Genomic DNA, 25,153 nt, shown 5'->3' with positions numbered 1-25,153 from the left:
GGGGCGGCACTGAAGGCTGCGAGGCGACCGGTATTTGATACTTTGCGACACTCCGTGACGCTCGCGGCGGTGCCACGGCCTGCGGTGGCCGGGTCAGGCACAGACGAGTCGAGACCGCGGCGATTGTTAGGGTTGTTGACTGTGCCGACCTCGTACCACCACGGTGACCTGCCCGCAGCGCTCGTCCGGGCGGCGGTGGAGATTCTGGAGGAGGGCGGTGCAGGCGACCTCTCGCTCCGCGCGGCGGCACGGCGCGCCGGCGTGTCGAACGCGGCACCGTACCGTCATTTCGCCGATCGGCGCGCCCTTCTGTCCGCCGTGGCCGCGGTGGGATACCGGGACCTGGCGATCGAACTGGCCGCAGTTCATCCCGCGCCCGCATCCGCGGACGATCTGGCCGACGTCGGGATCGCATACGTACAGTTCGCGCTGTCGCGGCCGGGCCTGTTCCGGGTGATGTTCGCCGAGCCGTGCGACCCGGCCGATGAGGAACGGACCTCGGCCGCCGAGACCATCAACGCGTACGTCGAATCCATCGTGGCGCGGGTCTTCCCCGATGCCGAGCCCGAGCCGATGGCCGTCGCAGTGTGGGCGCTCGTGCACGGCCTGGCGTTCCTGTATCTCGACGGCAAGTTCGATTCCGGAACGCCGGGCGACGTGGACGAGCGAGTGCGCGCGGCGGTTCACGCGGTGCTCTCGGCGACCCCGCGGACATGACGACCGCGCGGGTCGGCGCGACGCGAGAAACCCCGCGTCGCAGGACGACGCGGGGCTCTACGAATGTCAGGCCATCAGTCTGGGCATGAGCGCCCGGGCTGACCGCCCGTACGAGCGGGTGCGTGCGACAGCGCCGTCAGGCGTGTCGCCACTCCTCTTCACTGTTCCAGCTCTCGCTGTCCGACCACGAGTCGTGGGACTCTTTCCTGCCACCAGAGAGTTCACGCTGGAGACTATCGAAGTCGGTACTCGGAGCGGAGTACTTCAGCTGACGTGCAACCTTCGTCTGCTTTGCCTTTGCCCGGCCGCGGCCCATGTGGGACCCCCTCGCACAGTGACGGGGCGGCCATCGGTGTGGCGGCCCCGTTCTATTCGTTAATAGTTTTCGTACCGACAGTCTAGCGCGGAGTACGGATTAAGTCTCATCGCCTGACCGTCGAACATCGAAAACGCTCGAACCAGCGGCTTCCCGTGGCCGCACGTGTCAGCCGCGGCCCCGCAGACGGTCGACGGCGGCGCGGCCGGGCGGCACTTGGTCGTCGGGCGTGTACAGCACGGGGTCGATGCGGGCGGTCGCGGAGGTGTCGGGCGAGGCGGCATCGCCGACGACGAGTTCGGCGTCGGCCGGAACGTTGCGCTTCACCAGCGCGAGCGCGATGGGACCGTTCTCGAAGTGATCGACGACGGTGCCGACCCGGCCCACGGTCCGGCCGCCGGCGCTGACCTGATCGCCGGTAGCCGGGCGGTACGCGGAGCTGCCGTCCAGATGCAGCAGCACCAGCCGCCGCGGCGGGCGGCCCAGGTTCGCGACGCGGGCGACGGTCTCCTGACCGCGGTAACAGCCCTTGTCCAGGTGCACGGCGCCGGCCTCGTCGGGGCCGCCGATCCAGTCCACCTCGTGCGGAATCGTCCGCTCGTCGGTGTCGATGTGCAGGCGCGGCCGCAGGGCGTTCACCCGCAGCGCTTCGTAGGCCCACATGCCGGCCGGCGCGGCGCCCGCCTCGGTCAGCAGTCGCCACCACTCTCGGAGATCGGGTTCGGGGACGATGAGATCGACCACAGGTGTCGAGCCGTTCTCGCCGATCCGCGGCATCACGCGCCAGAAGCCGAGCGGCTCGTCGTCGTGACGGAGCTCGGGCAGGTCGCCGGCCTGGTAACGCTCGGCGTCGGGCGGGAGCGCGATCGCCTCGGCGACCGGGCCGGTGAGGATGTCGGGACCCAGCAGGGTCAGCACCGCCATGTCCGGGCGCGCGGTCGGCGTCACCTTGGCCCAGAACACCATTCTGGTCAGGAACTCGGTGAGCGCCTGACCGCGCGCGGCCTCGGTGTCGATCCATGTGGTCTCGTCGATGTCGGTGAGGACGAAGTGGTCCTCCACCCGTCCGTTGCCGTCGAGCGAGAGGTTCTCGGCACTGCGCCGATCGCCGAGCGCGGTCAGATGCTGCGAGGAGATGGTGTGCAGCCAGGTGAGCCGCTCCGGGCCCGACAGTTCGATCACGGCGCGATCGGAGCGGTCGACAATGGCCGCGCCGCGTGTCGCCGCCCGTTGCTCGCCCAGCGGGTCGCCGTAGTGCCAGGCCACGCCGGGACTCGGGTCTCCCTCCGGAGTGGGGACGGCACTGGGATGCGAATTGAGGATCGGCGACACGGAGGTCATGTCCCGAGTGTACGAGGCCGCCCGCTGGTTCAGTCGATGACGGCAGAGGAGAATTCGGGTGGGTCGCCGAGGAAGGGCCGATGCGACGGGGGAGTGCTGCCATCGACGTCGGTGATCCCGTACTCCTGCGCGAGCTCCGCAGCCACCAGCACCCGCCCCGAGTACTTCATCCGGTCCCGATCGCGGGACAGTGCGTCGATCACGCGTCCCGGGAACTCCACCGACTCGGCGGTCGCGACCAGCCCGTCGTAGAGGTCGGGCCGGGCACTGAAGGCGGCCATGTTCACCTCGGTCTTGAGCAGCCCCATCCACAGCGAGACGACGGCGACGTCGAAGGGCTTGAAGTCGACAGCCATGTCGTGCGCCATCTTGTCGACGGCGGCCTTCCCGGAACCGTAGGCCGGACCGTGCATGTAGCAGGTGCCGCCGAACGAGGAGGTGTTGACGACGAGCCCGCCGCCGGACTCGGTGAGGAGCGGCGCCGCGTAGTAGGTGGCGACATAGGTGGAGCGCAGGCCGACGCCGTGCAGGCTCAGGAGGTCGAGTCCCTTGGTCCAGAACGGTCCCTTGTCGGTGAGCCCGGCGGGCAGGGCGATGGCATTGTTGACCAGGACGTCGAGCCGTCCGTGGTCGTTGCCGATCCGGTCGAAGAGGGCTTGGACCCGAGTGTCGTCGTCGTGGTCGACGGCCACCGCGATTCCCGTCCCGCCGCGCTCATCGATCTCAGCCGCGGTCTGGGTGATGGTGCCCGGCAGACTGGTCTGCCCGGCGGCCGTGGTGCGTCCGGTCACGTAGACGGTGGTACCCGGCTGTGCGAGCGCGAGGGCGATTCCCTTGCCCGCTCCCCGGCTGGCGCCGGTGACGACGACGATCCGTTCATTGCTCATCTGTCGGTGGTACCCGGTGTCGGACGCATTCGCCAAGGGATTCTCTCGATGAGCGGAATGTCGGCACGCAGATTCCGGCGCGCGGAATTCAGCCGGCCGCACGCCGTTCCATGACATCGTTGTCGCATGCCAGTCGTCCTTGTGTCGCCTGAGGGCGAGGTCGCTGACCCGGATTCACCCGTCCTGCACGCGGACGATCTCGGAATCGTGCACGGCGACGGGCTCTTCGAGACCATGCTCGTGCGCGAAGGGCGAGTCTGCGGGCTCGACCGGCATCTCGCGCGGCTCACGGCGGCCGCGCCCGTCGCCGGCCTGCCCGCGCCGGATCCGGGGCGAATCGAGGCGATGGTGCGCACGGGCGTCCGCGAGTGGCGGTCGGTCCATGCCGGTGAGGGCATGCTGCGGCTGGTGTACACGCGTGGACGCGAACACGATCCGTCGGGTGATCCGACCCTGTACCTGACGATCGCGCCCGTCCCGGACCGCGTCGAGTCCGCTCGGCGGCACGGCGTCCGCGCGCTGACGCTGCCGACCGCGTATCAACCCGGGCTCGCCGCCACGTCGCCGTGGCTGCTCTCCGGGGTCAAGTCGCTCAGCTACGCCGCCAACATCGCGGCCCTGCGTCACGTCCGCGGACTGGGCGTCGACGACGCGATCTTCGTCTCGGCGTCGGGCACGGTGCTGGAGGGTCCGCGCAGCACGGTGGTCGCGGTGATCGACGGCGCACTCGTGACGCCGCCGCGCGACGACGGCGTGCTGCCCGGAACCACACAGGACGCACTGTTCGAACTCGCCGAGAGCGAAGGGATCGGGACGGACCAGCGGCCGTTGACCGTCACGGAGCTGTACTCCGCCGACGAGGTGTGGCTGCTGTCGTCGGTCACCCTCGCCGCGCGTGTGCGCGAACTGGACGGGCGGGCCTGCGGAGCCGGATCGGTGATCGACGTCGCTGATCTGGTGCACAGGTCAGCGGGGTCATAGGCCCAAAGGCCGTTGCCTGCATCACGCACGCTTTACAACTGAACAAGGTCTACTACCGTGTGTAGTAACGCCCATCCTCGGGACGAATTGAGGTCGCAGTGAGTGTTGTAGACATATCCAGATGGCAGTTCGGTATCACCACCGTCTACCACTTCATTCTGGTGCCGCTGACGATCGGCCTCGCGCCGCTCATCGCGATCATGCAGACGGTGTGGCACCGCACCGGCAACGAGCAGTGGCTCCGGGCCACCAAGTTCTTCGGCAAGATCTTCCTCATCAACTTCGCCCTCGGCGTCGCGACCGGCATCGTGCAGGAATTCCAGTTCGGCATGAACTGGAGCGAGTACAGCCGGTATGTGGCCGACGTCTTCGGCGCACCGCTCGCCCTCGAAGGGCTGATGGCCTTCTTCCTCGAGTCCACGTTCATCGGTCTGTGGATGTTCGGCTGGGGACGGCTCTCGCGCCGGCTCCATCTGGCGTGCATCTGGCTCGTCGCGATCGGTGTCAACGCCTCCGCCTACTTCATCATCGCGGCCAACTCGTGGATGCAGCACCCGGTCGGCGTCGAGTGGGATCCCGAACGCGGACGGCCCGCGATGAACAACTTCATCGCAGTGATCACCAACAACACCACGCTCGTCGCGTTCCCGCACGTCATCATGGGCGCCCTGCTGACGGCGTCGACGGTGGTCGCCGTGGTCGGTCTCTGGTGGATGGCGCGCAACACCTACCGCGCGTCGAAGATCGAGGAAGCCGCCAAGATCGGTGACGAGTCGATCATCCCGGCGACCACGTCGCCGAGCCAGGTCGGTGCGTCGCCGGAGAAGCTCCGCCACGACAACGCCACCCTGTGGAGACCGGTGAGCATCTTCGCACTCTGGGTGATCATCGGCTCGGGACTGGGATTGTTCATCACCGGCGACATGCAGGGCCAGCTCATGTTCAAACAGCAGCCGATGAAGATGGCCGCGGCCGAGTCGCTCTGCGAGACCGAGACCGGAGCGTCCTTCTCCGTGCTCAGCATCGGACGGCAGAACAACTGCGACAACATCGAGCACATCATCACCATTCCGAACATGCTGTCGTTCCTGTCCGACCACAGCTTCGACTCCGAGGTGAAGGGCGTCAACGAGCTGCAGAAGCAGTACCAGGAAGCGCTGAACATGCCGGGCCAGAACTTCGCGCCCAACCTGTTCGTCACGTACTGGAGCTTCCGCGCCATGATCACCTGGGCGCTCGGCTCAGTGGTCGTCGCCTTCGGCGGACTGTGGTTCCTGCGGAAGAAGCGCACGGAGGTTCCGAGGTGGTTCGGGCGTCTGGCGCTGTGGATGCTGCCGACTCCGTTCCTGGCGAATGCGTCCGGCTGGATCTTCACCGAGATGGGCAGGCAGCCGTGGGTGGTCGTCCCCAACTGGGCCGACGCCGACGGAGATCCGCTCAGGATCCACATGCTGGTGCAGGACGGCGTCTCGAACCACACACCGCCCATGGTGTGGGCCACGCTGATCGGGTTCACGCTGCTGTACGGCGCGCTCGGGGTGGTCTGGTTCTACCTCGAACGGCGCTACGTGATCGAAGGTCCCAGCGACAAGGACGCCGCAGCGCCCGACGTCGGCTCGGACGACGACGAATCCGCCGAACTCTCGTTCGCGTACTAAGAGGAGCATCCGATGAGTCTTGAGAACTTCTGGTTTCTGGTCATCGCGGTCCTGTTCACGATGTACTTCGTCCTCGAGGGCTTCGACTTCGGCGTCGGCATGCTGATGTCCTTCCTCGGACGACGCTCCGAGCCGGACGGCGACAAGCGCAGGCGAGTGCTGCTGAACACCATCGGACCGGTGTGGGACGGCAACGAGGTGTGGCTGCTCACCGGCGGCGGCGCGCTGTTCGCGGCCTTCGGCGGCTGGTACGCGACGATGTTCTCCGCGTTCTACCTGCCGCTCTTCCTGATCCTGATCGGCCTGATCGTGCGCGTGGTGGCCATCGAGTGGCGGGGCAAGATCAACGACCCGCGCTGGCGCTGGTGGTGCGACTTCGGCATCGGACTCGGATCGTGGATCCCGGCGATCCTGTGGGGCGTGGCATTCGCGAACGTGGTGCGCGGACTGCCGATCGACGCCGACCACCAGTACACGGGTGGCTTCTTCAACCTGCTGAACCCGTACGCGTTGCTCGGCGGCGCGACCACCCTGCTGGCCTTCCTCACTCACGGTGCGGTCTTCGTCGCGCTCAAGACCGCCGGGCAGATGCGTCACGATGCGCAGACCTTCGCGGCCCGGCTCGCCGTGCCGACCGCCGTGGTCGCAGCGGTGTTCCTGATCTGGACGCAGCTGGCGTACGGGCACGCCTGGACCTGGGCGATCGTCGTGGTGACCGCTGTCGCGGCGGTGGGCATGGTGATCGCGACGGCCGCACGGCGCGAGGGCTGGGCGTTCGTCGCCACCTGCATCGCCATCGCCGGAACCGTGGCGATGCTCTTCGCGTCGCTGTTCCCCGCGGTCCTGCCGTCCACCACGGACGCCGCGTACGACCTGACGATCGCGAACACGTCGTCGAGCCACTACACGCTGGTCATCATGACGTGGGCCGCGGCGATCATGACACCGGTGGTCATCGCCTACCAGGCCTACAGCTACTGGGTCTTCCGCAAACGGCTGTCGGTGGACCAGATCCCGCCGTCGGTGGGCCTGCCGCTGCAGAGCACCGGTAAGTGACCGAGCCCCGGACCACGTCTCGTCGCCGGCCGCCGCTCGACCCGCGACTGCTCCGCGCGTCGCGGTCGGCGCGGCGGTACGTCGTGGCCTCGGCGGCGTTCGCGATCGGCAACGTCGTCGCGGTGGTCGCCTCGGCCATCGCCCTGGCCGGACTGCTGTCGGAGGTGATCACCGATCCGGCGGCGCGCGGGTTCGCTGCTCAGTCGGTGCACCTGACGGTGCTCGCGGTGGCACTGACCGCCCGCGGCGCGATGAGCTACTTCGGTGATCGGGTGAGCCGGCGCGCCGCTCACGCGACCATCGACGAACTGCGCGTCGCAGCGCTCGACACTCTCACCGATCCCGGGCAGACGAGTCCGCGGCGGTTGCTCGACGAGCGCGAGCACGCGCTGACGGTGGTGCTGCGCGGACTCGACCGGCTCTCCGACTACCTGTCGGGGTATCTGCCGGCCCTGCTGTCGACGGTCGTCATCACCCCGCTCATCGTGGTGGTGGAACTGTGGACCGACCCGATCTCCGGCGTCATCATCATCGTGACCCTGCCGCTCATCCCGGTGTTCATGGTGCTCATCGGACTGGTCACACGAGACCGCACCCGGCGGAAGCTGGCGGCGATGAGCCGGCAGAACGCACAGCTGGTGGACCTCATGACCGGATTGCCGACGCTGCGTGCGCTCGGTCGTGCACAGGGGCCGGCGGGGCAGGTCGCCGAGCTGGGGGAGCGTCTGCACCGCAGCACGATGGGTTCGCTGCGGATCGCCTTCCTCTCCGGGGCCGTCCTGGAACTTCTCGCCACCCTCAGCGTGGCCCTGGTCGCCGTCAGTATCGGATTGCGGCTCGTCTTCGGTGAGATGAGCCTGTATGCGGGAGTGCTCGCATTGGTGCTGGCGCCCGAGGCCTACCTGCCTCTGCGCCAGATCGGCGCGCAGTTCCACAACGCCGAGGACGGTGTCGCGGCGGCGGATGACGTTCTCGATCTCATCGAGTCCGGACGCGCTGCTTCACGTGGAACAGCGCGCGCAGCCGCGAGCGGCGAGGCCGAGGCGAGCAGTCGGCCCGGTGAGGTCGGCGTCACGGTGGAACTCGATCGGCTCGGCATCCGCGGCCGCGACGGCTGGGCGCCGCGGGGCCTGTCGGCGACGGCGCGGCCCGGAGAACTCACCGTCTTCACCGGCCCCAACGGCGCGGGCAAGTCGACCGTGCTGGCCGCGGTGCTCGGACTTCACACGCCCGACGAGGGGCGGGTGCTGATAGCCGGTCGCGACCTCGCCTCGCTCGATCGGGACGCCCACTACGGTCGGCTGGTGTGGCTGCCGCAGCATCCGGTGATCGTCCCCGGAACCGTGGCCGAGAACCTGGATCTGTTCGGCGAGCTGCCGAAGGAAGCCGTCGCCGAAGCGATGCGCGCCTCGGCCTTCGACGAGATCCTCGCCGATCTGCCCGACGGAATGGACTCGGTGCTCGGCTCCGGCGGCGCCGGACTGTCGGCGGGCCAGCGACAGCGACTGGCGCTGACCCGAACGATGGCCTCACCCGCGCGGCTGCTGTTGCTCGACGAGCCGACGGCGCATCTCGACGAGGGCACCGCCGGCCGGGTGATCGCCGCACTCGTCGACCGCGCGAGAGCAGGCGACACGGTGATCGTCGTCTCGCATCAGAAAGGCGTTCTGTCGGCGGCCGACGCGGTGGTCGACTTCGCGAAGGAGCTCTCCGATGGCCGCTGACCGCTCGCGCGATCCGATGCTCGCCGCCCTCGCCTTCACCGGGATGCGCGGGCGCGTTCTGGTGATCCCGATCCTGCTCGGCGCCGCCGGAGCGCTCTCGGCGCTCGGGCTGGCGGCACTGTCCGCCTGGCTGATCACGCGCGCGTGGCAGATGCCACCGGTGCTCTACCTCTCTGTCGCGGTCACCGGGGTCCGGGCGCTCGGCATCTCACGCGGCGTGTTCCGCTACGTCGAACGGCTCGCCACGCACGACGTGGCACTGGCGGCGATGGCCGACGCACGCACGCGGATGTACCGCGCGCTGGCGCAGGGCTCGCCGGGCTACACCGTCGGCCTCCGGCAGTCGGAGCTGATGGCGCGTACCGCCGACGACGTCGATGAGATCGGCAGTGCGGTAATCCGCGGGCTGGTCCCGATGGCGGTCGGGGCGGTGACATCGGTGTCGGCCGTGGCGATCATGGCCTTCGTCTCGATTCCCGGCGCGATCGTGCTCGCGGTCGCATTGCTGGTGAGCGGTGTGCTCGCGCCTTGGCTGGCCGCGCGCGGGGCGGCCGATAAAGTCGCTGCAGCGGCGCGCGCCCGCGACGATGTGGTCGAAGCCACGTCGTCACTGCTGTGGCACGGCCCGGAACTGGCGGTCGCGGGGGTGCGCCGATCCGTGCTGGGGACGGTCGCCGCAGCCGATCGCCGTGCCGCGGACGCCGAGAACGCCGGTATGCGCCGGCAGGCGGCGGCCCAGGCGGTGACGCCGATCTCGATGGGCGTGAGCGTGGTCGCTGCGGCGATCATCTCGGTGCAGCTGGCGTCCGGGCTTCCCGGATCGCTGGCCGACGTCGCGTCGGGCACGGGTGTGACGCCGATGGTCTTCGGCATCCTGTTGCTTCTGCCGTTGTCGTCGTTCGAGACGACCGCACCGCTCACCGAAGCCGGCATGGCGTGGGAGAGCGGCCGCCAGGCCGCTCGGCGGGTGCTGGCACTCGTCGACGGGGCATCCGACGGTGACCGCGAGGCCGCCGACCCGGTCGTCGACCCGCGTCCGGTGACTCTGGCCGCGGAGTCACTGCAGTGGGGATGGACCACCCCGCTGGGGGAGACGGACGACTTCCGCGTGGGCCCCGGGGAGCGTCGGGTGGTCGTCGGACCGAGCGGTGTCGGCAAGTCGACGCTGCTGATGACCTTGGCGGGGCTGCTCCCGCCGCTGTCCGGGACGGTGAGCGCCGGCCCCGGGGAGCTACGCGAGCACGTCTGCTACTTCGCCGACGACGCGCACGTCTTCTCCACCACCGTCCGGGAGAACCTCCATGTGGCACGCGGCGACGTCTCCGACGACGAGATGCGCGCAGCGCTCGAGAGGGTGGGGCTGGGTGAGTGGCTCGGCGGTCTGCCAGACGGGTTGGGAGAGAAGCTGACCGGTGGGGGCGGAGCGTTGTCGGGCGGTCAGCGGCGCCGACTGCTGCTGGCGCGGGCCCTGCTGCACCCGGCTCCGGTGGTGCTGCTCGACGAACCGACCGAACACCTGGATGCGGGCGATGCGGAGCGACTGCTGTCGCTCATCTGCGGTGATCTCTTCGGCGAGCGCGCCGTGGTGGTGGTGACGCACCAGGACGTGTCACGGATCGACGTGCCGGTGGTGCGGTTGTGAGACCCGAGGGTCAGCCGACGACGCGGCGGAGCTTCGCGGACAGTCGCGGCGTCAGTTCGCCCTCGGCGTCGACGCGCTCCTCCACGTAGGCGAGGTCGCCGTCGGGGACCAACCCGAACAAGCGCTTCGCTCCGCCGGTGTGCGACCCGGTCTCGGAGCGGATGGTGACGTCGGTGGTGAGATTCCACGACGTCTGAGTGAGCGGACGGCCGTAGTAGAGCTCGATGGAGCCCTCGGCATGGGTCAGCAGCAATTCGATCTCGTCGTCCTCGCTGATCCGCCAGAAGCCGGACTCCCGGAGGTCGGGCCGCACGTACGCGCCGTCGTCGTCGATGACCCAGGATCGGGCCTGCCAGACGAGGTAATTGCCGCCGTCGTGCGAGACGATGATCTGCTGACCGAACTGATAGTCGTCGCCGGTCACCGGATCGTGCCCTTCGCCCTGTCCCTCCCAGACGCCGACCATCGGCAGGAGAGCGAGCAGGCCGGAATGGAGATCGGGACCCTCGCGGAGGTTGGCGGTGTCCGGAGGAACGGGCAGATCGCCGACCGGCGTCAGGTTCTTACCTGCGGTCTGCTGAGCGCGTTGCTCGGCGTCGGAGATCGCTTCGTTCCCGGAGCGCGTCATGACTCGTCGTTGACCAGTCGGTAGACGGTGTACAGCGCGAACCAGATGATCAGCAGCGAGGCCAATCCGAGCAGGATTTCAAAGAAGAGGACCACGCTGCCGATAGTACCGCGCGCCGGTGGCGTCACCGAAACGAGTCGTCCGACTGCTTCCTAGATCACAGTGGTCGCCACGCTCGCCGAATAGTGAAATCCATCAGGTATCAATAGTTCCTCAATGAGTAATTGCCAGTCTGAATCGGGAGGCATAGCGTCGTAGGGGTAGCACTCGGACCGCCGGAACGGAACGCGTCCCGACGGCCGACCGACCGAGGAGGGCACCAGTGAGCGCCACCGTCTTCTGCGGAGACGTCGACGAAGCCGTGGCCGGCATCGCCGACGGGTCCACCGTTCTGATCGGCGGATTCGGACTGGCGGGTATGCCGTTCGATCTGATCGACGCGCTGATCCGGCAGGGGGCCACAGACTTGACGGTGGTGAGCAACAATGCGGGCAACGGCGACCACGGACTCGCCGCGCTGCTCGCGGCCGGCCGGGTCAGGAAGATCCTCTGTTCCTTTCCCCGGCAGTCGGACTCCTGGGTCTTCGACCGCCTGTACCGCGCGGGCGAGATCGAGCTCGAAGTGGTGCCGCAGGGCAACCTCGCCGAACGGATGCGGGCGGCCGGTGCGGGCATCGGTGCGTTCTACTGCCCGACGGCGGTCGGCACTCCGATCGCCGAGGGCCGGGAGACCCGCGAGATCGACGGTCGGACGTATCTGCTGGAGTACCCGATCAAGGGCGACGTCGCTCTGATCGGCGCGCACCGCAGCGACCGCGCGGGCAACCTCGTCTACCGGAAGACCGCACGCAACTTCGGGCCGGTCATGGCCGCGGCCGCCGCGACCACCGTCGTCCAGGTGGACGAGGTGGTGCCGGTCGGCGGCATCGATCCGGAAACCGTCGTGACGCCCGGCATCTACGTCGACCGGGTGGTCGCGACTCCCACTCGCCGATTCGCCGTGGAGGGCGCACGATGACCGATCGACTGATTCACGCTTCCGGGGCGCTTCGGAGGGCCGACGCGCCGATGACGAAGGAGCGTCTCGCTGCGCGTATCGCCGCCGACATCCCGGCCGGCTCCTACGTCAACCTCGGCATCGGTCAGCCGACCCAGATCGCCGACCATCTCGACCCCGGCGCCGGAATCACCCTGCACACCGAGAACGGGATGCTCGGGATGGGGCCGCAGGCGACGGGTGACGATGTGGACCTCGACCTCACCAACGCGGGCAAAGTACCCGTCACCGAGTTGCCGGGCGCCTCGTACTTCCATCACGCCGACTCGTTCGCGATGATGCGGGGCGGCCACCTCGACGTATGCGTCATGGGCGCCTTTCAGGTCTCCTTCGGCGGCGACCTGGCGAACTGGAGCACCGGTGCGCCGGACGCGATCCCGGCGGTCGGCGGAGCGATGGACCTCGCGATCGGCGCCAAGCAGGTGTTCGTGATGATGACTCTGTTCGCCCGCAACGGTGATCCGAAGATCGTGCCGCAGTGCACGTACCCGCTGACCGGACTGTCGTGCGTCGATCGCGTCTACACCCCGGAGGCCATCATCGACGTCGGGGACGACGGCGCACAGATCGTCGAGACCTACGGTGTCGATCCCTTGGAGCTGCTGGACCGGTTGACGTAGCTCTCGTCGGAGAGTGCGGCTGTCCGCTCAGTTCGCGCGGGTCCGCTCAGTCGCTCACCGAGCGGAAGCCGCTCGCTTGAGCGGATTCCCATTCGCGTACACCGTAGGTCGGTAGGTGCTGCTGGAGGAGCCGCACCAGCGTGCGCTTCTGAAGATGCTCCCATCGCCATCGGACGACGCCGAGGCCCAAGCCGCGAAGAGCATCCTCTCTGATCTTCTCGCGGATCACGATGTCGCCCGCGTCCTCGTCCGTGTCGATGACCTCCCTGCGGTACTTGCCGAATCCGTCGAACTCGCCGATGACCAGTCCGTCCCAGTCGTAGTCGCAGATCGCGAGATGCCCATCGGGCAAGACGTACTCCGACTGCAGCTTCGGCGCGGGGACACCGGCTTCGATCATCTGTGCCCGGCTCCACGACTCCCCGGGGTTCGCTGACAGCCCGCTCGCGAGGCTCAGTGCGAATCTGGCTCTGGCGACACCGCGCCGGGGCATCGCGAGTCGTCGTTCCAGGTCGGCTCGGGACACTCCGGCGCGTAGCGCACCGTCGAAGACCGTCAGGATCTTGGCGAAGTCGGTCTGGCTGAGCGCGACGTCGACGGCGGTGCGGGGGAGATTCGTCAGGCGCAGTCGGCCGATTTCGATGACGTCGTCGTCGGCGACCAGACCCGAATGGATCATCCGTTCCCTGGTGCTGTTGCCGCCGCCGCTCCGGCCGTTGGTGAGGTGAACGAGCCGCCGATCGGGGAGCAGCAGGTCCAGCCCGAGGATCGCCGCGGCCGACTGATGGCTGACGACTCGACCGTCGCTTTCGCGACGGGCCGCTGCGGCTCCTGCCGCCAGACATCGGAACCGATAGTGCTGACGGGCCGCTGCGCTGGGCTCGGCGGGATACGCGCTCGCCAAGGCGAAAGCGCCGCGCCCGACGTCGTAGATCCGGCGTTCTCGACGGGCCTGTCTCAGCTCCAGCTCGGTGACACCGCAGTCGAGGGCGTCGGCACGCCAGATCAGTCCGTGTTCGTCGATAGGCCACATATGAATTGGACGCAGGCGCCGACGCATCGGTTCCGTTGTTCGCGACGTGGCGGGGTATTCGCTCAGTTGAGCGGTGAACGCGCGGTGAGGGAGCGAGCGTCGGCCGGTGAACTGAGCGGATGCTGCGTAGATTGCCGCACAGACGACGAGGCCCCGGTCAGCAGCAGCGGACCGGGGCCTCGTCGAACAGCTACGCGCGAATCACTTCGCGACGGTGACGTCCTGGTTGTGGACGCCCGGCCCCTCGGGCGAGACGGTCACGTCGCCGTTGCCCTGCGAGCTCAGCGCGCGCAGAGTCCAGGTGCCCGGGGCGGCGAAGAAGCGGAAGTCGCCGGTGGCCGAGGCGACGACCTCGGCGGTGAACTCGCCGGTGCCGTCGAGCAGACGGACGAAGGCGCCCGCGACGGGGTTGCCCGAACCGTCCACGACCTGACCGGTCAGGACGGTCTCCTTCTCAGTGTCGACGCCGGCGGGGAGGGTCTGACCCTGCTTGGGTGCTGCGCACATGTCACTAGTCCTCTCAGAGACTGTCGATGGGGGAGTTTGCGGGGCGGCTCAGCGCTCGATCGGAGCGCCGACCAGCGAGCCGTACTCGACCCAGCTGCCGTCGTAGTTCTTGACGTTCTTCTTGCCGAGCAGTTCCTGAAGGACGAACCAGGTGTGGCTGGAGCGCTCGCCGATACGGCAGTAGGCGATGGTCTCCTTGGCGTCGTCGAAGCCCTTGTCCGCGTACAACGCGGTGAGATCTGCGTCGGACTTGAAGGTCCCGTCCTCGTTGGCGGTGGTCGACCACGGGATGTTGATGGCGCCCGGAACGTGACCGCGCTGCTGCGCCTGCTCCTGCGGCAGGTGCGCCGGAGCGGCGATCTTGCCGGAGAACTCGTCGGGGCTGCGGACGTCGACGAGGTTCTTGGAACCGATCGAGTCGATCACCTCGTCGCGGAAGGCGCGGATCGAGTTGTCGGCGGCCTGGGCGACGTAGTCGGTGGCCGGGCGGGTCACAGCGTCGGCGCTGAGCGGACGGCCGTCGAGCTCCCACTTCTTGCGGCCGCCGTCGAGCAGACGGACGTCCTTGTGACCGTAGATCTTGAAGTACCAGTACGCGTACGCGGCGAACCAGTTGTTGTTTCCGCCGTACAGGACGACGGTGTCGTCGTTCGCGATCCCGCGCTCGCTGAGCAGTGCGGAGAAGCGCTCGGCGTCCAGGAAGTCGCGACGCAGGCCGTCCTGCAGGTCCTTACGCCAGTCGAGGCGGATGGCGCCCGGGATGTGGTTGCTGTCGTAGATCGAGGTGTCCTCATCGACCTCGACGAACACGACCTTGTCGGTGTTGAGGTTCTCTTCAGCCCAGTCAGCGCTGACGAGCACATCGGAGCGTGCCATATTTCGGTTCCTTTCGAAATGATCACCGCGCGCGGCGTGAGGCCGCGCCAGACGGCGAGTTCGTCGCACTGGGCGACGGGTGTTCCGGGCCGGGGACGGCGGTCGTCTGCGACGAGACGGTGGAGGATGCGGCTGAGATCGTCAGCGGTGCATCACACCCGGTGCGTCACCGGCAAGCGACAGCAGCAGTCGACGACGCGACAGAGGTCGATCGCCAGTCGGCGGGTGAGCATCAGCCCACGTCGGTGCTGCATGGACCCGACCCTACAACAGAAATCAGGGCCTGCTCGGGAGCGGTTTCGCGTAGTCGACGGCGCGCACCGACACCGGTCCGGTCTCGCTGACGGCCACAAGGTCGCTTCCCCTGCTCAGGGCATGTTTCGCGGTGGTTCCCCAGGCCATCTGGAGGGCCGGAAGAGTGGTTGAAAACCTTTTTAATACCGCTGATCGAAATTCCTCTGGGACGTCGGCGGAGTAGTGCTCCTCGGGTCCGGTGTAGAAGTCGGTGGCTTCGATGCGGACACGGCCGTCGACCACCGACACGCGAGCCTTCACGCTCACCTTGACCTTCGGCGCGGTGTACTTCGCGGCCGACGGGGGATAGCCGTTCTGCGTCTCCGGCGAGCCGGGCAGAGGGACGGTTCCGCTCAGCATGATGCCCTCGGTGCGCTCGAGCAGGCCGTCGCCCGGCCCGCCGCCGCCCACTTTGTCCTCGGGAGCCGGGGTATTGATGTAGAGATCGACGATCCCCATCAGCCGTCCGAGGGTGGGGGAGTTGATTCGTGTCTCGGTCCGCATCGACTGCGCCCGCAGCTCCGTCCGCGGGCCCAGATCGCCGGTGGGGCCGAGGTCGATGCTCTGCAGCCGAGCGTCGACTGTCGAGGTGCACACCGGCACGCCGGAGCAGCCCTCGATCGGGACGCCGTCGGCGCTGATCAGCACCGAGCTGAAGTTCCCCTCAGAGCGGTGCGCGAGGAACGGGAAGCCGGCCATGATCACATCCGGTTCGAAGGGGACTCCGGGTGAGGCCTGGACGGCGCGTGCGAGGCGGTGCTCGGCGCGGGACGCCGCGAAGTCGTCGGCGATCAGCGCCAGGACGCCCACGACGACGAGGACGACTGCGATCCAGGCACCGATTTGCAGGTACCGGCGGGACGCGGGTTTCGGGGGGTCGTGGGCGGTGAGGAGCATCGGCGCTATTCTGTCATCTGATAACCGGGTGCTGCGACCAGCGTCGATCGACAGCCCACAGTGCTGAGGCCACGACGAGATCGGAGTGGTGTGTGGACCTGTTGCTGCTGACCGAAGAGCAAACTGCCGAAGCCGTCCTGGGATCGCTCTCCCTGCTGTCCCATCAGGTGGCCGTGCTGCCTGCCCAGACGTCCTCGCTGGTGCAGCTGGGCGAACCACAGGTGATCCTGGTGGACGCGCGCAGCGATCTCGCGGGTGCGAGAACCATGTGCCGGCTGGTGTCGGACACCGGCACCGCCCCGGTGGTGGCCGTCGTCGGCGAGGGCGGACTGGTCGCGGTGAACGCCGATTGGGGCGTCGACGACTTCCTGCTGCCGACCACCGGACCCGCGGAGCTCGACGCCCGGCTGCGCCTGGTGTCGACGCGCGTGACCGGTGGCGTGGACGAGCAGCCGGACAAGGTGACCCTGGGCGAGTTGGTGATCGATGAGTCGACCTACACGGCCCGATTGCGGGGCAAGCCGATCGATCTCACGTACAAGGAGTTCGAGCTGCTGAAGTTCCTCGCGCAGAACGCGGGCCGGGTCTTCACCCGGGCCCAACTGCTGCACGAGGTGTGGGGTTACGACTACTTCGGCGGCACCCGCACAGTCGACGTCCACGTCCGGCGTCTGCGAGCCAAACTGGGCAGTGATCACGAGTCACTGATCGGCACGGTGCGCAACGTCGGCTACAAGGCTGTGCGGCCGACGCGCCGGGGCGACCGCGACGCCGGCGACGGAGCCGAGCAGGGCGAGACAGAGCTGCACGACACCGAGCAGGACGAGACAGGGTAGGACGAGTGGTCGCCGGCTGCCGATACATTGGACTGTGATGAATGAGCAGATCCGGCACCGCGTCGTCTCCGACTCCCTGACCGCCGACGACTCGGCGTTCGCGCGCGAGGTGTGCGAACGCGCCGAACGCGTCGACGGTATCGCGCCGCTCGCCGAGCAGGCGCGCCTCGCGATCGACTCGGGGGCGGACCTGCATGTCCTCACCGATCATGGATACGCCAACGTCCTCGCGGCGCGCGACGGCGGTGCGGCGATGGTGGAAGCGGTGGTGGACCCCGACCACCGGGGCCACGGGGAGGGTCGTGCTCTCGTGGACGCCGCCCTGACCGCCGCCGGCGATCTGCCGGGCTCGGAACCGCCGCAGGTGTGGGCGCACGGCGACCTGCCCGCAGCCGCCGCCGTCGCCGCGGCACTCGGTCTGGTACGTGCCCGCGAACTGCTGCAACTGCGCAGGCCCGTGGCACAGCCGCTGCCCGATCTCCCCCGGCGCGAGGACATCGCGCTGCGTACGTACGCGGGACCGTCCGACGACGCGGAGATCCTCCGGGTGAACAACGACGCCTTCTCCTGGCACCCGGAGCAGGGCGGATGGACGCTGCGCGACATCGCCGCCCGCACCGGCGCGGACTGGTTCGATCCCGACGGTGTATTCCTGGCGTTCGACGCCGCCGACCCGGACGTCCTGCTGGGATTCCACTGGACGAAGATCCATCCCGCCGCCGACGGAGCCGCGCCCCTCGGCGAGGTGTACATCGTCGGCGTCGACTCCGCCGCGCAGGGCCGTGGCCTCGGCGCGCTGCTGACGCTCGCCGGCCTGCGCTATATGGCCGACCTGCGCCCCGGCGGCCGCGGGCTCGACGAAGTGGAGTTGTACGTCGAGGGCGACAACTCTGCGGCGTTGCGCACGTATTCGCGGCTCGGATTCACCCGGTACACCGCCGACATCGCCTATCGCCGGGGCTGAACCCGGCGTCAACCAGCCGTTCATTTTCGTGCCCGGACTGTTACCCGGGCCGTCACTCGCCGGTCGCTCTGTCCTAACCGGGCGTCGATAGTTTCGCCTCGATACCTGAACAGATCGAAAGGCACCCCGACTCCCATGAGCGCGTCACCGAAGCTCGTCCGCACCGCAGGCGCCGCCGTTGCCGGCATCGCCGCGGCCTCCCTCGTCCTCACCGCGTGCGGTGACGGCGACTCCTCGTCCGGCACCGTCACCGGTGAAGGGTCCACGGCCCAGCAGAAGGCCATGGAGCACTTCTCGCAGGTCCTCACCGACAACGGCGGCGTCATCCTCGACTACACGGGCTCCGGCTCCGGCGACGGAATCAAGAAGTTCATCTCGGGCGACGTCGACTTCGCCGGCTCCGACTCGCCGCTCAAGCCGGCTGAGGCCGCCGACGCCAAGAGCCGGTGCTCGGGCAACGAGGCCTGGCACCTGCCGCTGGTCGCGGGGCCGGTCGCGATCGCGTTCAACCTTCCCGGTGTGGAGAAGCTGAACCTCAACGCGCCCGTACTCGCGAAGATCTTCGACTCCAAGATCGCCAAGTGGAACGATCCCGCGATCGCCGCGCTCAACCCGGGCGTCAAGCTCCCGGCCACGACCATCGTGCCGGTGCACCGCAGCGACAGCTCCGGCACCACCGACAACTTCACGCGCTACCTGAACACCGCCGCACCGGCCGACTGGCCGTACGAGCACAGCAAGGAGTGGGCCGGCCACGGCGGCTCGGGTGCCTCGAAGTCGACCGGCGTCGGCGACACGGTCAAGAAGACCGAGGGCTCGATCAGCTACGTCGAGTGGGGTTTCGCCACCGAGAACGAGCTGAGCGTGGCGGCCGTCGACTTCGGCGCCGGACCCACTCAGCTGACCAAGGACACCGCCGCGAAGGCTCTCGACGCGGCTCAGTTCGTGGACCCGTCCAGCAAGAACCTGGTGGTCGACACCGACGCCCTCTACCGACTCAAGGAGACCGGCGCCTACCCGCTGGTGCTCACGACCTACGAGATCGTGTGCTCCACCGGCTACTCGGACTCGGCGGTCTCCGACAACCTGAAGTCCGCGTTCACCACGATCCTGGACAAGGGCCAGGACGGCCTCGACAAGCTCGGTTACGTCCCGCTGCCTGAGGCCTTCCAGGCCAAGCTGCGCGGAACGATCAACGCGCTGTGACTCGCTCGGACACTCCCGTGACCTCCCGCGCAGATGCCGACGGGGACCCGGCCGTGTCCGAAACGCCCGTGGCCGGCGGAACCCCGTCGCCGCGGGCGGCCGGTGAGCGATCGCTGACTGCCGAGTCGGGCCCCGCGTCCGGCTCGGCGGTCAGCCGTCTCGGCGACCGCGTCATGTCGTCGCTCGCCACCGGCTCGGGCCTGTTGGTCTCGATCGTCATCGGGCTGATCGCGCTGTTCCTGCTCATTCAGGCGGTCCCTGCGCTCGCGAAGAACACCGTCGGCTTCTTCACATACACCGGGTCGTGGGTGGTGGCGGGCAGTGAGATCAAGTTCGGCATCCCCCAGCAGCTCTACGCGACGGTGCTGGTGTCGGTGATCGCACTGGTGATCGCGATGCCCGTGGCGCTCGGCGTGGCACTGTTCGTCAGCGAGTACGCGCCCAAGCGGCTCGCGACGGTGATCGCGTACGTCGTCGACCTGCTGGCCGCGATCCCGTCGATCGTGTACGGCCTGTGGGGAATCCTGGTGCTCGGTCCGGCGATGGTGGGGCCGAACCAATGGCTGGTCGATCACCTCGGCTTCCTCCCGTTCTTCCGGCAGCCGGCGAACGTCGCGAACATGTCGACCGGCGGCACCCTCCTCACCGCGGGCATCGTGCTGGCGATCATGATCCTGCCGGTGATCACCGCGGTCACCCGCGAGGTCTTCGCGCAGACGCCGCGAAACCAGCGTGAGGCCGCCCTGGCCCTCGGCGCCACCCAGTGGGAGGTCGTGCGATACGCGGTCCTGCCCTTCGGCCTCTCCGGCTACATCAGCGGCGCCATGCTCGGACTGGGCCGTGCGCTGGGCGAGACGATGGCGCTGCTGCTGATCATCTCCACGGCCGGACCGATCAACTTCAACCTGATGGAGAGCGGTCAGACGCTGGCGACCGTGATCGCGAACAACGCGGCCGAATTCGACTCGCCGATCAAGACCGGCGCCTACATCTCAGCCGGTCTGGTCCTGTTCGTCTTGACCTTCCTCGTGAACGCCGCGGCCCGCGGTGTGATCGCGCGCAGGGTTCGAGGCTGAGGAATCACGATATGGAACTGACACAACTCTCGCCGCGCCGGAAGGTCGCCGACACGACCGTGCGCGGCGCGGTGATCGCCGCGGTGGCCGTGGCGGTGCTTCCGCTCGGCTGGCTGGTGTACACGCTGATCGCCCGCGGCATCGGACCGGTGCTCGACATCGACTGGTGGACGCGATCGGAACGCTACGGCGGCGCGGCCAACGCGATCGTGGGGACGCTCGTACAGACGGCGATAGCGGCGGCCGTCGCGATCCCCTTGGGCGTGCTCGTCGCCGTCTATCTCGTGGAGTACGCGGACACCGGGAAGAGGCGCGGACGGTTTTCGCTCGTGCGCGTCACCACCTTCATGGTCGACGTGCTCTCGGGTGTGCCGTCGATCGTCGCCGCGTTGTTCATCTACGCGGTCTGGCGGACCACCCTCGATCTTCCTCGTTCCGGCTTCGCGGTGGCGCTGGCGCTGGTGCTGCTGATGGTGCCGCTGGTGGTCCGGTCCACCGAGGAGATGCTCAAGATCGTCCCGCAGGACCTTCGCGAGGCCGCATACGCGCTCGGCATCCCGAAGTGGAAGACGATCCTTCGGGTGGTGCTGCCCACGGCGATGTCGGGGATCATCACCGGGATCATGCTGGCGGTGGCCCGCGTCATGGGCGAGTCGGCTCCGGTGCTGATCCTGGTCGGCGCCACCCGGGCGATGAACCCGAATCCGTTCTCCGGCAACCAGCAGTCGTTGCCGCTCATGATGCTGCAGGAATACAACAAGGGGCCCAGCGGCTACGAGACCGTCTGGGGCGCCGCGCTGACGCTGGTGATCGCCGTCGCGATCGTCTACGTGCTCGCACGAGTGCTGTCACGGTTCACCGGGCCCCGAATGGAGAGAAGCTAGACATGGCCAAGAGTCTGACCATCGAGGATCTGAACGTCTACTACGGCGACTTCCACGCCGTGAAGGATGTCTCCCTGACGATCGCGCCGAAGTCGGTGACCGCCTTCATCGGTCCGTCGGGGTGCGGTAAGTCCACCGTCCTGCGCACACTCAACCGGATGCACGAGGTGACGCCAGGGGCGTACACCACCGGGTCGGTGAAGCTCGACGAACTCGACCTGTACGGCAGGGGTGTGGACCCGGTGGGGGTGCGAACCACCGTGGGCATGGTGTTCCAGCGGGCGAATCCGTTCCCGACCATGTCCATTCGCGACAACGTGGTGGCGGGGCTCAAACTGGCGGGCGTGCGTGACAAGGCCAGACTCGACGACGTGGCCGAGGCCAGCCTGCGCGGGGCCAACCTGTGGAACGAGGTCAAGGATCGGCTCGACAAGCCGGGCGGCGGACTGTCCGGCGGCCAGCAGCAGCGGCTGTGCATCGCGCGGGCCATCGCGGTGTCACCGCAGGTGCTTCTGATGGACGAGCCGTGTTCGGCGCTCGACCCGATCTCGACCCTCGCGATCGAAGATCTGGTGGCCGAGCTGAAGAACAATTACACGATCGTGATCGTCACGCACAACATGCAGCAGGCGGCGCGGGTGAGCGATCAGACCGCGTTCTTCAATCTCGCCGGTGCGGGACGGCCCGGGGAACTGGTGGAGGCCGGCGCCACCGCCGACATGTTCTCGAATCCGGTTCGGAAGGAGACCGAGGACTACATCTCGGGACGGTTCGGATGACGGTGCGCGTGCGCGCCCGGTACGGCTCTCGAGGCAGCATCCCCCGGATCTGACATCGACCGGTCGGATCTCACACCGACGGATACGACGGCGACCCCGGCCACTCTCCGCAGATAGTGGCCGGGGTTGCCTTTTGCCTAGCCGGTGACTACGGTCACCACAGAACAGTTTCGATCAATTGATCAACTTCGAGGGCAGATGGCGCGACTGACGGTGGAACAGCGGCGCGAAGCAGCGATCGACGCCGCGATGCGGGTGATCGCCCGCGACGGCGTCGAAGCCGCCACTACGCGTCGGATCGCTCTGGAGGCCCAGGTCGGACAGTCGAGCCTGTTCTACGCCTTCGCATCCCGCGACGATCTGCTCGCCGCGGTCGTCGAGACCGGGATCGCGCAAGAGCTGGCCGGCATGGGCGAATGGCTCCGCGAGGCGTCGGCGATGTTCACCACCTCCCAGATGAACATCGCGGATGTCGCGCGGGCCGCATTCGACTCCTTCATGCACGACCTCATCGAGAATCGGGACCGCGAATACGCGTTGGTGGAGCTGGCGCTCTACGCCCGACGAACCGAAGGTCTGGAGCACCTCGCCGAGAGTCTTTACCGCGGCTACAACGAGCTCGTCTCCGGACTGCTCGTGGTCGCGGCCGAGACCACCGGTGTCACGTGGACGCTCCCGGCCGAGGAATTGGCCACGATCGTCGTGGCCATGACCGACGGCATGACTCTCAGCTATCTGTCCACCGGCGACCGTGAAGCGGTCCGACGGATCGCGGACGGCGGTGTGCAGCTGCTGCTGGGTTACGTCGCGCAGTGACCCGTGCGCTGCGGGAGCGCCGGGAGAAGAACAGAATCGGGGATCAGATGTTCTCAGGAAGACGCGCGTTGCGCCGGACCGCGGCCGCGGTCGCCGCGGCGACCGTGCTACTCGCCGCGGTCGGGACGGTGGGCGAATCCGCCGCGGCACAGCCAGTCCACGTCGGCGGCGGGGTGTCGCAGGCGTATCTGACCGACGCGCGGCCGGGTACCGCGCTGACACTCGTCGACGACGCGGGCAATCGTGCGGGCTCGGGCGTCGCCGATTCGCTCGGATCGTTGATCGTGCGCGACCTGCAGCCGGGGCGCTACCGCTTCGTCGGGGCCGGGATCAAGAGCGCGCCGGTCGAGGTGACCGGCAAGGACTCTCCGCCGCCCGCGCCGTCGCTGTACGGGCAGACCCTTCACGAAGGGCTCAACTACATCACGATGCGCGACGGGGTCTCGCTCGCCGCCACGGTTCGGCTGCCGTACGGCAAGAAGCTCTCGGACGGGCCCTTTCCGACCGTGATCGAGTACTCCGGCTACCAGAACGCCGCACCGGACGACCTGGTGGTCGGCGCGGTCGGGGAGAAGGTCGGCCTGAAGGACCCGCAGGCCCCCGACACCTCCGTGATCGTCGGCTCGACGCTGGCGACGCAGATGCTCGGCTTCGCCTCGGTGAGCCTTCAGATGCGGGGAAGCGGTTGCAGTGGAGGAGACTTCGGCCTCTTCGACAATGTCGCGGCGTTCGACGCGTACGACGCGATCGAGACCGTGGGACGCCAGCGATGGGTGTCGGGGCATCGCGTCGGCATGGTCGGCATTTCGTTCTCCGGCATCTCGCAGATGTTCGCCGCGGGTACGCGACCACCCCATCTGGCCGCGATCGCGCCGATGAGCACCACCGATGACCTGTACTCCACCGGTCTGCCGGGCGGCATCTACAACAAGGGTTTCGCGAACTCCTGGCTCCGCGAACGGGTGCAGCAGGCGCAACCCGGGCCGGCAGGCGGACAACCGTGGGTGCGGGCGCGCATCGAGGGCGGCGACAAGACCTGTGCGAACAATCAGAAGCTCCGCCGTCAGACGCAGAACGTGTTCAAGCTGATCCGCGACAACCCGACGCGTGCGGCGAAGGTGTACCAGGAACGCTCGATCCCGGACTGGGCCGACCGCATCGACGTCCCGGTGTTCCTGGTCGGTGCCGCACAGGACGAGCAGACCGGACCCAACTGGGTCAATCTGATCAAGCATCTCGATCACAACCCGAACGTCTGGGTCAACATCATCAACGGGCATCACTTCGATTCGCTCGGACCGCAGATCCTCTCGCGCTGGGCGGAGTTCCTGCAACTGTTCGTCGCGAACCAGGTGCCGCACACGCCGCCGAACATGCAACCGCTGGGCACCGTCGTGTTCCCGGCGGCCACCAATGCACCCGGCCAGCAGATCCCGCCGGTGCGCTTCAGCGATTCGCGCACCGTCGCCGCTGCGAAAGCTCGTTTCAAGGCGCAGACGCCGCGACTGTGGGCGCTCTTCGACAACGGCGGTGGCGCAGCCGGTCCCGGCGGGCTCTCGTCGGCGTGGCAGCGATCGCTGTCCGCGTGGCCCACGAGCACCGAGCGGATGTTCCTGAACGACAAGGGCCGGCTCGGTTCCCGGCCCGCCGGCGGAACCGTGTCGTTCGCACCGAATCCGCTCAACCGGCCGCTGAACACGCTCAAGAACGCCTCCACCGACACGGCGGCGGCCTGGGGCATCCACCCGGACTACGATTGGCGTCCCGCACCGGGCCGCAGCGGGCTGGGCTTCATCAGCGCTCCGCTTTCCCGTGACAAGGTGGTTCTCGGGAACGGTTCGGTGACACTCCGGCTGAAGAGCACGGCGAAGGTCACCGATCTGCAGGTCACGGTCTCTGAGGTGAACGGCAGGGGACAGGAGACATCGGTCGGGACCGGTGTGCTGCGCTCGAGCTTCCGCGGCGACGGCACCGCCCCCGATTTCACCACTCAGACGCCGCTGGCCGACGGATTCAACCAGATCACGATCCCGATCAACCCGTTGATGCACGGGTTCCGAAAGGGCTCACGGATCCGGGTCACGGTCTCCGCACCCGGCGGCGACCTTCCCTCATGGCAGTTCAGCACGCCTGCCACCGGCGGCAAGGTGATCGACACCGTCGACCTGAGCAAGTCGTACGTCACGATCCCGGTGATCGCGGGCGAGGTGCCCGGCGCCGGACCGGATTGCGGCTTCCTGCGCGGTTCGGCCTGCCGCGCCTACAAGCCGGCCTTCAACGGCGGCTGATCGCGCGGAGTGCATTCGTGCGCGAAAGCGCCCTCCGGCTCCGCTGATGCGGATCGCCGGAGGGCGCTTT

At 68.1% G+C, this 25,153-nt stretch carries 24 protein-coding genes; 16 read left to right on the top strand and 8 right to left on the bottom strand.

Annotated features, from left to right (window positions below):
* Positions 1 to 141 precede the first annotated feature (141 nt).
* The gene (locus tag ABFX36_RS04615) at positions 142 to 717 is read left to right on the top strand and encodes a TetR/AcrR family transcriptional regulator (RefSeq protein ID WP_006895730.1); all 576 of its coding nucleotides are present in this window, start codon (positions 142 to 144) and stop codon (positions 715 to 717) included.
* Positions 718 to 853: 136 nt separating this feature from the next.
* Here the strand turns inward: ABFX36_RS04615 and ABFX36_RS04610 are convergent, their stop codons facing one another.
* The 3 genes from ABFX36_RS04610 to ABFX36_RS04600 all read right to left on the bottom strand — a co-directional run bounded on the left by ABFX36_RS04610 (position 854) and on the right by ABFX36_RS04600 (position 3,261).
* Positions 854 to 1,033, bottom strand: a complete 180-nt coding sequence (locus ABFX36_RS04610) for a DUF3073 domain-containing protein (protein ID WP_006895729.1) — start codon at positions 1,031 to 1,033, stop codon at positions 854 to 856.
* A 168-nt stretch (positions 1,034 to 1,201) separates the two neighbouring features.
* Positions 1,202 to 2,374 carry a CAF17-like 4Fe-4S cluster assembly/insertion protein YgfZ gene (gene ygfZ / locus ABFX36_RS04605; protein ID WP_045538370.1) on the bottom strand — a complete coding sequence of 391 codons (1,173 nt, stop codon included), beginning with the start codon at positions 2,372 to 2,374 and terminating at the stop codon, positions 1,202 to 1,204.
* A gap of 29 nt (positions 2,375 to 2,403) precedes the next feature.
* Complete coding sequence (locus ABFX36_RS04600; protein WP_039867115.1) at positions 2,404 to 3,261, bottom strand: SDR family NAD(P)-dependent oxidoreductase; 858 nt, start codon at positions 3,259 to 3,261, stop codon at positions 2,404 to 2,406.
* A gap of 126 nt (positions 3,262 to 3,387) precedes the next feature.
* Here ABFX36_RS04600 and ABFX36_RS04595 point away from each other — a divergent pair, with 126 nt between their 5' ends.
* The 5 genes from ABFX36_RS04595 (at position 3,388) to cydC (ending at position 10,322) form a co-directional block, all read left to right on the top strand.
* Entirely contained in the window at positions 3,388 to 4,242 is an 855-nt protein-coding gene (locus ABFX36_RS04595; protein ID WP_045538368.1) for an aminodeoxychorismate lyase, read from the top strand.
* Positions 4,243 to 4,340: 98 nt separating this feature from the next.
* Positions 4,341 to 5,900 carry a cytochrome ubiquinol oxidase subunit I gene (locus tag ABFX36_RS04590; protein ID WP_045538367.1) on the top strand — a complete coding sequence of 520 codons (1,560 nt, stop codon included), beginning with the start codon at positions 4,341 to 4,343 and terminating at the stop codon, positions 5,898 to 5,900.
* A gap of 12 nt (positions 5,901 to 5,912) precedes the next feature.
* Positions 5,913 to 6,956: a cytochrome d ubiquinol oxidase subunit II gene (cydB, locus tag ABFX36_RS04585; RefSeq protein ID WP_045538366.1), complete on the top strand. Its 1,044-nt coding sequence runs from the start codon at positions 5,913 to 5,915 to the stop codon at positions 6,954 to 6,956.
* Entirely contained in the window at positions 6,953 to 8,680 is a 1,728-nt protein-coding gene (gene cydD / locus ABFX36_RS04580) for a thiol reductant ABC exporter subunit CydD (protein ID WP_346075122.1), read from the top strand. Before cydB ends, cydD begins: the two co-directional genes overlap by 4 nt.
* On the top strand, positions 8,670 to 10,322 hold the full coding sequence (gene cydC, locus ABFX36_RS04575) for a thiol reductant ABC exporter subunit CydC (protein ID WP_346075120.1): 1,653 nt from the start codon (positions 8,670 to 8,672) through the stop codon (positions 10,320 to 10,322). Before cydD ends, cydC begins: the two co-directional genes overlap by 11 nt.
* A 10-nt stretch (positions 10,323 to 10,332) precedes the next feature.
* On the opposite strand, the gene ABFX36_RS04570 is transcribed toward cydC, so the two are convergent.
* Positions 10,333 to 10,950, bottom strand: a complete 618-nt coding sequence (locus ABFX36_RS04570) for a heme-binding beta-barrel domain-containing protein (RefSeq protein ID WP_006895720.1) — start codon at positions 10,948 to 10,950, stop codon at positions 10,333 to 10,335.
* Positions 10,951 to 11,272: 322 nt separating this feature from the next.
* Between ABFX36_RS04570 and ABFX36_RS04565 the strand changes: the two genes are divergently transcribed.
* Both ABFX36_RS04565 and ABFX36_RS04560 read left to right on the top strand, forming a co-directional pair.
* A complete protein-coding gene (locus ABFX36_RS04565) occupies positions 11,273 to 11,968 on the top strand; it encodes a 3-oxoacid CoA-transferase subunit A (protein WP_006895719.1) in 696 nt (231 codons plus the stop codon).
* Positions 11,969 to 12,018: 50 nt separating this feature from the next.
* Positions 12,019 to 12,627, top strand: a complete 609-nt coding sequence (locus ABFX36_RS04560; RefSeq protein ID WP_375004087.1) for a 3-oxoacid CoA-transferase subunit B — start codon at positions 12,019 to 12,021, stop codon at positions 12,625 to 12,627.
* Between the two features lie 46 nt (positions 12,628 to 12,673).
* On the opposite strand, the gene ABFX36_RS04555 is transcribed toward ABFX36_RS04560, so the two are convergent.
* The 4 genes from ABFX36_RS04555 to ABFX36_RS04540 form a co-directional block, all read right to left on the bottom strand.
* Positions 12,674 to 13,660, bottom strand: coding sequence for a hypothetical protein (locus ABFX36_RS04555; RefSeq protein ID WP_062365943.1), 987 nt, complete (start codon positions 13,658 to 13,660; stop codon positions 12,674 to 12,676).
* A gap of 201 nt (positions 13,661 to 13,861) precedes the next feature.
* Positions 13,862 to 14,167 (bottom strand): DUF1416 domain-containing protein, encoded by a 306-nt coding sequence (locus ABFX36_RS04550; protein ID WP_045538354.1) that lies wholly within the window; start codon positions 14,165 to 14,167, stop codon positions 13,862 to 13,864.
* Positions 14,168 to 14,215: 48 nt separating this feature from the next.
* On the bottom strand, positions 14,216 to 15,043 hold the full coding sequence (locus ABFX36_RS04545) for a sulfurtransferase (RefSeq protein ID WP_006895709.1): 828 nt from the start codon (positions 15,041 to 15,043) through the stop codon (positions 14,216 to 14,218).
* A 276-nt stretch (positions 15,044 to 15,319) separates the two neighbouring features.
* On the bottom strand, positions 15,320 to 16,234 hold the full coding sequence (locus ABFX36_RS04540; protein ID WP_346075113.1) for an LmeA family phospholipid-binding protein: 915 nt from the start codon (positions 16,232 to 16,234) through the stop codon (positions 15,320 to 15,322).
* A gap of 92 nt (positions 16,235 to 16,326) precedes the next feature.
* Here ABFX36_RS04540 and ABFX36_RS04535 point away from each other — a divergent pair, with 92 nt between their 5' ends.
* The 8 genes from ABFX36_RS04535 to ABFX36_RS04500 all read left to right on the top strand — a co-directional run bounded on the left by ABFX36_RS04535 (position 16,327) and on the right by ABFX36_RS04500 (position 25,083).
* A complete protein-coding gene (locus ABFX36_RS04535) occupies positions 16,327 to 17,070 on the top strand; it encodes a winged helix-turn-helix transcriptional regulator (RefSeq protein ID WP_346075111.1) in 744 nt (247 codons plus the stop codon).
* Between the two features lie 37 nt (positions 17,071 to 17,107).
* Entirely contained in the window at positions 17,108 to 18,034 is a 927-nt protein-coding gene (gene mshD, locus ABFX36_RS04530; protein ID WP_278124870.1) for a mycothiol synthase, read from the top strand.
* A gap of 135 nt (positions 18,035 to 18,169) precedes the next feature.
* Positions 18,170 to 19,240 carry a phosphate ABC transporter substrate-binding protein PstS gene (pstS, locus tag ABFX36_RS04525; RefSeq protein ID WP_045539831.1) on the top strand — a complete coding sequence of 357 codons (1,071 nt, stop codon included), beginning with the start codon at positions 18,170 to 18,172 and terminating at the stop codon, positions 19,238 to 19,240.
* Between the two features lie 113 nt (positions 19,241 to 19,353).
* Positions 19,354 to 20,316 (top strand): phosphate ABC transporter permease subunit PstC, encoded by a 963-nt coding sequence (pstC, locus tag ABFX36_RS04520; protein ID WP_233500186.1) that lies wholly within the window; start codon positions 19,354 to 19,356, stop codon positions 20,314 to 20,316.
* Positions 20,317 to 20,327: 11 nt separating this feature from the next.
* A complete protein-coding gene (pstA, locus tag ABFX36_RS04515; protein ID WP_006895703.1) occupies positions 20,328 to 21,200 on the top strand; it encodes a phosphate ABC transporter permease PstA in 873 nt (290 codons plus the stop codon).
* Positions 21,201 to 21,202: 2 nt separating this feature from the next.
* Positions 21,203 to 21,979, top strand: a complete 777-nt coding sequence (gene pstB / locus ABFX36_RS04510; protein ID WP_006895702.1) for a phosphate ABC transporter ATP-binding protein PstB — start codon at positions 21,203 to 21,205, stop codon at positions 21,977 to 21,979.
* 198 nt (positions 21,980 to 22,177) lie between these two features.
* A complete protein-coding gene (locus ABFX36_RS04505; RefSeq protein ID WP_006895701.1) occupies positions 22,178 to 22,795 on the top strand; it encodes a TetR/AcrR family transcriptional regulator in 618 nt (205 codons plus the stop codon).
* Between the two features lie 47 nt (positions 22,796 to 22,842).
* Complete coding sequence (locus tag ABFX36_RS04500) at positions 22,843 to 25,083, top strand: CocE/NonD family hydrolase (RefSeq protein WP_062365941.1); 2,241 nt, start codon at positions 22,843 to 22,845, stop codon at positions 25,081 to 25,083.
* The last annotated feature ends 70 nt before the right edge of the window (positions 25,084 to 25,153 follow it).

Source organism: Gordonia cholesterolivorans, assembly GCF_039531975.1.
GTDB lineage: Bacteria > Actinomycetota > Actinomycetes > Mycobacteriales > Mycobacteriaceae > Gordonia > Gordonia sihwensis.
This window is presented reverse-complemented; position numbering and strand designations above follow the sequence as displayed.